Source organism: bacterium (genome assembly GCA_035703895.1).
Lineage (GTDB): Bacteria > Sysuimicrobiota > Sysuimicrobiia > Sysuimicrobiales > Segetimicrobiaceae > Segetimicrobium.
In genome coordinates this window covers 1-3,151 of the sequence record DASSXJ010000200.1, presented here as the reverse complement: position 1 = coordinate 3,151, position 3,151 = coordinate 1, and the positions used below count along the sequence as shown (strand labels likewise).

Below are 3,151 nucleotides of genomic sequence, written 5' to 3'. Positions count from 1 at the left end.
GCACAGCGCGAAGATCGGCCAGCGCCAGCGCCCCAGCAGGAAGGGTTGTCGGACGCCTCCCTTGCCGGTGACCGTGGTGAAGCGGCCGCGTCTCAGCAGGTGCTGTTGGATGAAGAAGAGGCCCGCCGTGACCAGCAGCAGCGGGATCGCATAGGCCGCCGCAACATTGGGCCGGTTCGGGTATTGGAAGAACAGATACAACTGCGTCGTGATGACCTGCTGGCGGGCCGGGATCAGGAGGAATGCCGGCGTGCCAAACTCCGCGATCGCCTCGAGAAACGACAAGAGCGCGCCGGCAATGATGGCCGGGCGGACGAGGGGCAGGGTGATGCGCCAGGTCGTCCTAAGCCAGTTGGCCCCAAGGAGCGCGGCCGAACGCTCCATCTCGGAGGGGACGAACTCGAGCGCGTTGGAGACGAACGCGAAGGTGTAGGGAAAACTGTACAAGGCGATTACGCACACGGCCCCGACGAGCGAGTAGATGTTCAGGACGCCCCTCGGCGCCCCGGTGAGCGCCATCCACCCTCGGTTCAGCCAGCCGGAATTGGGCGCCGCGAGGAAGATCCAGGCCGTCGCCCCAAGGAACGAGGGGGTGACGAAGGCCGCAAAGACCAACATTCGGATCAGGTTGCGGCCGGGCATGTCGGTGCGGCTGACCGCCCAGGCAAGCGCCGTCCCGAAGGGGACGGCAATCACCGCCACCAGCGAGGCGAGGACCAGCGAGTTCCGGATCGGTTGGAGGTAGATCGGATTCGTGAATGCTTCAGCGTAATTGGCCAGGGTGAGGCGATTGTCCTGATCGGCGTGGACGCTGGCGACGAAGATCCACGCCAGCGGTACCGCCACCATGACGAGCAGGACCGCTGCCACGACCGCCCAGGTTCCCACGCTGAGGTCGAACCGGTGACGGTAGCGTGTGATCAGGGGCGGGGCAACGACCGACACAGGGGCTCGATTCCTCTACACGCCTACACGCCGAAGGTCTGCCGCCACTTGGCGATGGCTTCTGGGACGCCCTTCTCCAGCCGCTCGGCCTTATTCCGGTACCATTTCACCCGGTCGATCGAGACACCGCTCGGTGGAGGGACATCGCTGCGCAATGAGTAGTTCAACGTTTTGGTCATGGCGGTCGAGTATTCTTTCGTGTAGTAGAAGCTCTCGAGGAGGCGTGCGGCGTTGGGATGGGGAGCGTCCTTCATAATCGCCACCGGCGAGACGATCAGGATAGCGCCATCGGACGGGAACTGGATGTTGATCGGGTTGCCGCGCGCCTTGCTGTCCAAAGACGTGCCATCCGACCCGGCCCCAACCAGGCGTTCGCCGCTGACGATATCGGTCACCGTGTCGTTGATCGACCGGCCGATCTTCGGGTTGTTTTTGGCCAGCTTCGTAAAGTAGTCCCAACCATACTTGTCCCACATCGCCACCACCCAGTTGCCGACATAACCCGAGAACCCGGGGTGGCCCACCGTGATATGGTCCTTCCACTTGGGATCCAGGAGGTCGGTCCACTTCTGCGGCGGGGTGGTCAGCTTCGTGTGGTAATTGATCAAGACAAAGCCCAACGCCCCCACGTGATACGTGCCGTCGGGATCGACATTCTGGAAGGTCTTGGGGAGATTGTTGATACCGAGCGGTGTATACGCCGCGAGGACGCCCTGCTTCTTCAGCACCAGATAATGCGCTTCATCGGTGCTGGCAAAGACGTCCACCTCATGCACACTTGCTTTGAGATCCTGCGTCAGGCGTTGAAAGACCACCTGGGCCGTCTGGCGGATGAACTGGAACTCGATGCCGGGATACCTGGCGACGAACGCGTCGCGCACGGCCTCGGCCGCGTCGAGCTGGTAGTGGGCCGTCCACCAGACGACTTTGCCTTCCCTTTTCGCTTCAGCGTACAGGCCCGCCTCGTCAGTGGGCCCTGGCGCCGCTTCCGCGGGAGAATCCGCCGCGCCAGCGGCGAGGAGCGCGGCGCCGACGGCACCGAGCCCGGCCTGTAGCACGGCCCGCCGGCTCACGAACCTTGGACGGGTAGTCGATCCATCCGAGGGCATGGTGAACTCCGACATGGTGTTCCCCCCTCATCTGGCCGGGGTCCCGGTCTCCGGAACCGTCGCGTCCCTCAGGTTGCCTCGTTGATCACCCACGCGCTACGGCGCAACGACGGTGTTCTCCTGCACCCACCGTCAATACGGCACGCGGCAGGACTACCCCGCTTCCGTCCGTAATGAGGTCCCAGGTACAGCGAGAGTATGGAGGGCATGGCCATGAATACCATCAGCAGATGGAACGTCGGCATCCTCATCTTCGACGGCGTCGAGGTCCTAGATTTTGCCGGTCCGTTCGAGGTCTTCTCGCGAACCCGTCTCGTGCCGGGGGTGGAGGCGCGCCGCTCCGATGACAGTGCGCCGTTCCACGTGTTCACCGTCGCGAAATCCCAGGCCCCTGTCTCTGCGACGGGAGGGCTGCGGGTCATCCCGCACCACGGGTTCGAGGACGCGCCCAGGATCGACCTCCTCGTGGTTCCCGGGGGATTCGGGACCCGGGCGCTCCTCGACGATGTAGAGACGCTGGAATGGATACGCCGCGTCGCAAGAGCCGCCCGGCAGGTGACGTCCGTGTGTACCGGGTCGCTCCTCTTGGCCAAGGCCGGGCTCCTCGAGGGCCGCCGTGCGACCACCCATTGGGCGGCGCTCGACCTGCTGGAATCGCTAGCATCCGGAACGACCGTCGAGCGAGAACTCCGAGTCGTTGACGACGGAGTCATCAGTTCGGCGGGCGTTGCGTCGGGCATCGACATGGCGTTTTATGTTGTGGAGCGCCTCTTTGGCCGCGAGGTCGCGGACGAGACCGCACACTACATTGAGTACCGTCGAGCGATCAGCCCCGTCGCCGGGGAGGCGCACGCCTCGCGCTAGGACGGCCTGCGATTGAGCACCCCGCGGACGGGGAAAAACACCCTATGAGACTGACGTGAAGGGATACGAGGATGTGGGACAGACTTCATACCGTTTACGACCGAGCATCGCCGGTCACCCGCATTGTGGTAGGGGCACTGTTGTTTGTGACGTTCGTCGCCCTCATCGCCTACATTGACGTCTCGGTGTATCTCGACAAGGCGGCCAAGGCGCGAAGTGCATCTTTCGGTCCA

Annotated in this window: 3 protein-coding genes; 1 reads left to right on the top strand and 2 read right to left on the bottom strand. The window is 63.8% G+C overall.

Annotation, left to right across the window (positions count from 1 at the left end; translation table 11 throughout):
- Positions 1–945 (bottom strand): ABC transporter permease subunit (locus tag VFP86_13520; GenBank protein HET9000656.1); only part of this gene is annotated, 945 nt, incomplete at its 3' end.
- 23 nt (positions 946–968) lie between these two features.
- Positions 969–2,069: an extracellular solute-binding protein gene (locus VFP86_13515; GenBank protein HET9000655.1), complete on the bottom strand. Its 1,101-nt coding sequence runs from the start codon at positions 2,067–2,069 to the stop codon at positions 969–971.
- Positions 2,070–2,267: 198 nt separating this feature from the next.
- On the opposite strand from VFP86_13515, the gene VFP86_13510 reads away from it, so the two are divergent.
- A complete protein-coding gene (locus VFP86_13510) occupies positions 2,268–2,918 on the top strand; it encodes a DJ-1/PfpI family protein (GenBank protein ID HET9000654.1) in 651 nt (216 codons plus the stop codon).
- The last annotated feature ends 233 nt before the right edge of the window (positions 2,919–3,151 follow it).

Bases quoted from the DNA above. Each gene is read 5' to 3' on its own strand.
- VFP86_13515 (HET9000655.1), bottom strand. From the start codon at position 2,069: ATGTCGGAGTTCACCATGCCCTCGGATGGATCGACTACCCGTCCAAGG.
- VFP86_13510 (HET9000654.1), top strand. From the start codon at position 2,268: ATGAATACCATCAGCAGATGGAACGTCGGCATCCTCATCTTCGACGGC.